6 protein-coding genes are annotated in these 6,267 nt (G+C 37.3%); all 6 read left to right on the forward strand.

The annotated features are described in order from the left end of the window. Positions 1 to 295 precede the first annotated feature (295 nt). The 6 genes from AC1DLM_RS34350 to AC1DLM_RS34375 all read left to right on the forward strand — a co-directional run bounded on the left by AC1DLM_RS34350 (position 296) and on the right by AC1DLM_RS34375 (position 5,313). Positions 296 to 1,174, forward strand: coding sequence for a phosphotransferase (locus AC1DLM_RS34350; protein WP_441992617.1), 879 nt, complete (start codon positions 296 to 298; stop codon positions 1,172 to 1,174). Between the two features lie 201 nt (positions 1,175 to 1,375). Continuing rightward, positions 1,376 to 2,365 carry a phosphotransferase enzyme family protein gene (locus AC1DLM_RS34355; RefSeq protein WP_477572499.1) on the forward strand — a complete coding sequence of 330 codons (990 nt, stop codon included), beginning with the start codon at positions 1,376 to 1,378 and terminating at the stop codon, positions 2,363 to 2,365. A gap of 420 nt (positions 2,366 to 2,785) precedes the next feature. After that, the gene (locus AC1DLM_RS34360) at positions 2,786 to 3,256 is read left to right on the forward strand and encodes an NUDIX domain-containing protein (RefSeq protein ID WP_477572500.1); all 471 of its coding nucleotides are present in this window, start codon (positions 2,786 to 2,788) and stop codon (positions 3,254 to 3,256) included. Between the two features lie 577 nt (positions 3,257 to 3,833). Then, on the forward strand, positions 3,834 to 4,007 hold the full coding sequence (locus AC1DLM_RS34365; protein WP_441992620.1) for a hypothetical protein: 174 nt from the start codon (positions 3,834 to 3,836) through the stop codon (positions 4,005 to 4,007). A 109-nt stretch (positions 4,008 to 4,116) separates the two neighbouring features. Further along, on the forward strand, positions 4,117 to 4,734 hold the full coding sequence (locus AC1DLM_RS34370; RefSeq protein ID WP_441992621.1) for an HD domain-containing protein: 618 nt from the start codon (positions 4,117 to 4,119) through the stop codon (positions 4,732 to 4,734). Between the two features lie 264 nt (positions 4,735 to 4,998). After that, positions 4,999 to 5,313, forward strand: coding sequence for a hypothetical protein (locus tag AC1DLM_RS34375; protein ID WP_477572501.1), 315 nt, complete (start codon positions 4,999 to 5,001; stop codon positions 5,311 to 5,313). Positions 5,314 to 6,267: the final 954 nt, after the last annotated feature.

A 6,267-nucleotide genomic window follows, 5' to 3' on the forward strand; every position in this document is an offset into this window, starting at 1 on the left:
TCTTCTGTTCCCGCATGTCCAAAATTGGAACGACGGAGTTTAATAAGCTTACTTTCAGAACGACAACTGTTATCCAGGGAAACGGAATCCTGCGAATGAGTGAGTAAAAGTGAGATAAACCCTTAAAACCGAGGGAAGGGCAGTTATGCGTGGTGGAAGCCAGCTACAAACATTCAAGTATTGGGCAGGATAGTTGATTTAAACTTAATTTTATCTTGAATCCCCTCCAGAACAACCATATTATTGTAGTTAACAAAATATGGATTTTAGTCGAGCTTTAAAGGAGAATGTATTCATGTTAGAAAACGTAAATATTAACGTTATCATCAAAAACCTATATGAAAAAAGATTAATTGGTAAAAACATTATTGCGATAAATAATAAGACTGGATCTACTGATGGGCATGTATATATTCTTTCAGAGAACAACGAAGAAAAATACGTTTTAAAGATAGACCATCCGCAACAAATTATCTTAGCTGAAGACTTTCTTAATACATATCACCACATTAGTCTTCTACCTAAGATTCTTTATACTGATCCTGAAAAGACGTTTATTGTGTATTCATATATTACTGGTACAACTCATAAAAATCGTGGTTTAAAGATTAATTGGCTGACTATTTTAGCTGAAGAGTTATTCAATCAATACGAAAAGCCTCTTCAAACTGAAATGTGGGGAAGGATACAAAGACCGACTTGGAGTGAATGGAATTATCGGAGCTTGGAGGATACGAGAGATAATTGGGGTAGTCTTTTGACAGTTGAGGATTATGAAAGAGTTAAATCAATTGTTGAAAACATATCGAAGTGTGCAGAGCATGAATCCAGATATTTGCTACATGGAGATACTGGGATCCATAACTTTGTATTTCATGAACAATCACTAAATGGTGTAATCGATCCTTCACCAATGATTGGTCCAATGCTATATGATTTTACTTATGCATTCTGCTCCTCACCAGACGATTTGAACCTAGAAACTTTAATTGCAACATTCACTTTACTCAATCATGAACCTGTGGAGAAATCAAGACTTATTGAAGAAGTAATCTTTCAACTATATTGCCGTATTGGTATCTGTATACAATTCCATCCAAATGACTTGAAAGATTACATAAAAGCGTGGGAATATTGGAAGTCACTTTATATTAATGATTCCTTGAATACATAACTTGTGTTTTTATAAATCGACATAAACTCGAAATCTTTTGGGATCACTACGCTAGTTGGGAATGTTAGTTCAATCAAAGATCATCTGCCTTTGTCTTTTGAATTAACGGGATAGTTCAACTTTAATGGAAAATTATAAACGTATATGTACTGGTCAATTATTATTATAGACGAAGGAATGGAATTTACTAGGGGGATTTTCATGAGCATGGAATCGGATAATGAAATCAAGAGGGTACTTTCGGAGTCCAAACTGGCAGCTTTGATTGCCCTTCAAAATTACGATTTGGATTGGGAACAAATTCGGTTCAACCAACTATCCGAGACATGTACTTTTGTAATAGAAACAAGCAAGAAGGAATCTTTTTTACTCCGCATTCACTCTAAAGTGAACAGAGAAGAAATCAATTCTGAGCTTGAGTGGCTTGATATTTTGAGTGAGAAAATCGACATTACAATACCAAAGGGGATTTTGGACCGGACTGGATCAAAGACCGTAAGCATACAACTGGAGAATAAAATCCTAGGTTGTGCTTCATTGATGCAATGGGTTGAGGGTGAGCATCCGAGTAATGGACTGACTGATGACCAACTCCGTGGAGAGGGAATTCTCCTGGMAAAGCTACATGAAGCATCAAATGATGTCGAGCTGACTCCTAATTTCGGACGTCCTGTTTGGGGTGAGCAAAGCTTCAGGCTCGCTATGACTCGTCTATCTCGACATTACAATCGGTTCTTATCAGATGCGGAATTCAAGTTGTATCAAGCAGCGGCTGAAAAGATTCTATCTTGGATTAACAAACTTGAGAAGAATGAAGATGACTATGGATTAATACATGGTGATCTGCACCAAGGTAACATTGTATTTCAAAATGGAGAGCCTCGCCCAATTGATTTTGGAAGGTGTGGATATGGTTATTTACTTTATGACATAGCACATACCATTTTAGGGGTTTATCCAGTGCAAAGGAAAGTTATTATTAAAGGCTATGAGAGCATTAAAGAACTTAAAGGAGACTGGCTTCCCACGTTGGAGGGTTTTACCGTTATGGTAATGATCGAAAATTATTGTCACCATGCTCCTGACCCGAGGGAAACAGCGGGACTTAAGGAAGAACAGCCTTATGCTCAAGCGATAATAAGAAATTACTTAAGTGGTAAACCATTTCTTTTTAACACGATAGAATTATAATTTGAAAATTGAGAAACGACAGAAAGATTAATACATAGATGAGTATTCAACTAACGGAAGAACTATAGTTTCATCACTCCAGGCTGCCGATATTTATTGGCGGCCTATTGAAGTAACGTTAGTTCAAACACGACAGCGGCATGCAATATGCTGCAGCTGTCAGTTGGCAGAATAATTTAAGTCTTGACGCATTAAAACATTATGGGTATTATTACCATAATGTTGGTGAAATGGGGTAATTAAATGTATAATTTGATTTTTAAACAACCTTATCATCATGAGAGGCGTTAACACATTCCTAAAGATTTGGGATGGGTTAACGCTCTTCGCGCTTCCCATCCTGCGATATACAACGCGCAGGCCCCATGGGTCCTGCGCGTTTTTTTGTTTCAGCACATAAGAAAATGGAGGGTTAAAGAAATGGCAATAATGACAGATGCGAAAGGAAACATTTTCTTAGAATTCTTAGAAATAGCAGAGAATCAACTAGTTGTTACCGAACTCGATTCACCACTAACACATGCACTAATTGTAGTGGATTACCAAGGGAAGTACCTATTCATGCATAATAAGTGGAGAAATAGCTGGGAATTGCCTGGAGGTATTATTGAAGATGGAGAAACTGCTAAGCAATGCGTAATTAGGGAATTATTTGAGGAAACCAATCAAAAAATCGATGAAGTTTACTTCAAAGGTTTAATGAAATTTAGACTTCAACCAAGTTTCCATGGCCCTGAAAGGACAKAGTATGGAGCTTTGTTTTCAGGTCAACTAAGTCAACTTGATGATTTTGTTGAGAATGATGAAGCTACGCGCATTATTTTATGGGATGGCATATCGGAAATTGGAAAGATTAGCGAGATAGACAAGAAACTGATTGAGTTTGCCTAAATTATCATTATGTTTAGGTCAAACACGTTTTTTATTTACGTACCACGTAAATTAAGGAGTTGAGACTTTTGTACATTAGATATCATGGTAATTATACTAGTCCTAAGATTAAACAACCTTATGGCATTTTTGTTGTTATTTATCACTTATATCGTGACGATAAGCTTTCAGAAAGTGATAGAAAACTTTACCTAGACACAAAAGAATGGTTCGAACAGAATCTGCCCAATCCGCACTTCTACAATGATAACAATTCAGTAATGCAGTAACATGGTTTAAAGATGGAAACAATGCACCAATTATGATAACCCAATTGGAGTCATTCTTTAATATTGCCGAGAAGTATAACATCGAGATAATTAAATCCATCTCTAAAGATCTTCCCGGTATACTTATTTACGAAGACGAGTACCAGATAGGAATTGTCCCTCATTGCGCTAACGAGAGAACGTTTGTTCAATACACAACAATGGGATGCTGCCGGACGATCGGCAGCCTTTCGCTCATCTAACGGGCAGGATAATGATAAATAACATACAGAATTTATAGATGTGTGTGATAATTTGGGGGGATAATTTTGTCAGATGAGTTGAGTGAAGAAATACTAAAAGAACTAAAGAAGATAAATGAAAAACTTGATATTTTAAATGAACCCAAAGGGTTGTCAACCCCAATGAAGATTATTGCATTCTTCGTAATAGGACCTATGGTTGCTTTATTATTAACTGGCTTGTTTTACTTTGTAATGTAGGATTCATTATAGTAAGGCTGGCTCTGTCAATCTTTATTAAGCTAGACGGGTAACGATAGCGTAATACAAAAAGATAATAATATGTTTTTATTGAGGGGGAGAAATTTTAATGTTTACCCGTATTACTCAGTTAATTGATTTTCTTTCAGTATTAGATAAGTTTAAAACTATTGAACGTAAAACCTATGTATCGAATACGGCACGGCGTGAAAATGATGCAGAACATACCTGGCACATGTGTATGTTTGCTCTTTTGTTACATAAGGAAATTGGTTATGAAGTTAACTTAGAAAAAACTTTGAAATTGATTCTAATTCACGATTTAGTTGAGATTTATGCTGGTGATACATTCACCCATGATATTAAAGCACGTGTTGGGAAGAAGGTAAGAGAGGATGAAGCTGCTGAGATTCTGTTTGCACAGCTCCCAGAAGACTTTAGAAGCGAATTCAATGAGTTATGGGATGAGTTTGAATCAGGAGAGACACTAGAATCACAATTCGTTAAGACAATAGACAAAATGCAGGCTTTTGCTCAGAACGTCAATACAAAGGGAACGGTTTGGAAAGAAAATCAAATTGCACCTGAGAAGATATTAGCTTATAACGAAAGCTGGAGACATCATAATGATTCTTTATCGGAACTATTTAATCATCTATGGAGTTTCGCAAAAAAAGAAGGCTATCTTTATTATTCTGAAGATAAATCAGTTAGTGAATTAAACTAACGCCAAACTATAGTTGAGGAGCATGCTTCGTGGCTGCTCCTTTTCCGTTTGCTGAACTAACTGGCAGCATTACTTAGTATTTGGGTATGGTATTGTTGGGAACTTATCTAAAATGTGAGGTGTTCCAATGAAGAGCGAAGAAGTATTAGAGTGCTTAATGAATATCGATAAAATTAAAGATCTTGATAAGTTTCTGCACTTTATAAGCACACAGTTCCTCAAAGAGAAGAAAGTTCTTTTTTATTACTGTTAGATAAGTCGGTTGTGGCATCTGATTTAGAAGCACTTCTCTACTTATTAGAAAGGATGGAGTACGAAGAAGATGCTGTGTATTGGTGCAAGAAAAAACAGTGGATATTAGAAAACAGGCTTAACATATTTAGGGATAACGTAATAATATCTAATGACGGAGCAATCTTTGAGGAATATGCGCCAACGAAAGTCATTAAGGAATTAATCGAACATGATAATGATTTTGACATTGATACTAAAATCCTTATTGAAAACAGCGTAAGTATTTTTTGTCTTTTCGACGAATGGAATTGGTTTAAAGTTTTTGGAGTAACCCCTGAAAAATAATATCTCTACTTCTGGTTTACAACGGCATAAGTAAATTAACTTTTTTGTATGTGGTTACTTAACTAACGAAGAAGTACGACAAGTTCTGCTATAAGCACCAAACAGTGCGAAAAGCAGAAGATTACAGCAGTAATCTTAACTTTACAACCGAGGATGGGAATGACGGAACCATGTATCCCGAAACCATTCCGCCAATACTCCTGCGTGCGTCATGTTTAACAGAATATGAGGTATGAAGTACAGGTAGATTCGGCAGAACGAAGGCTGTAGCCATTCGATTAGAAAAAGGTATGCCACCGGATATGTCGCGCGGCTGAAAAACTAGATATGGTGAGAATGTTCAAACAGACTGAACTGACGAACTTCCGAATGTACAGGTCTAAAGTTAGAGCATATGGAAACATATGCACCATCAAACGATGGGGTGAGCGGCGTAAAGTAAGAATTTCTTCTATGAAATACGCTATGCCGAACAATGGTGGCATTGGTCTCACAGGCTTAGAGGAAGCACCTAAGTCTAGAAAGAATAGCTAGGATGTAAGGGACTTGGAAAGCAAGGGACGTTGCAACAAGGGCTGTTACCCAAAACGGTTGTTATAAGGCACATCCCGAAATACATTCATCCTTGTGAGGGCAGGGGCACGACTGGTGAAACTCCTGTAATGGGAGTGGAGGAATAGCCCCAAGTCTAACTGAAAAGAACGATTGTTTTCCAAGCGTGAATTGCACCGATCAGGTAGGAACGTGGGGACATCAATGGATGCCACAGTGCAAGCTACTAGGATAGCCTAACAGTCTATATCCTTGAGTAACGAGGAAGTGCGACTTGTTCTGCTATAACTGCTACTTAGTAGGAAAGGCAGGGACTCAACCCGAGTCCAACTCTGTATCCAAGGATGGGAATGATGTAACCATGTCTACTGAAACCATCCCATTAAATTCCTACTTGCGGTG

It is taken from the genome of Paenibacillus sp. 01T442 (assembly GCF_056398345.1).

Excerpts from the sequence above, each read along its gene's own strand:
- AC1DLM_RS34370 (WP_441992621.1), top strand. The coding sequence starts at position 4,117 with ATGTTTACCCGTATTACTCAGTTAATTGATTTTCTTTCAGTATTAGAT.
- AC1DLM_RS34350 (WP_441992617.1), top strand. The coding sequence starts at position 296 with ATGTTAGAAAACGTAAATATTAACGTTATCATCAAAAACCTATATGAA.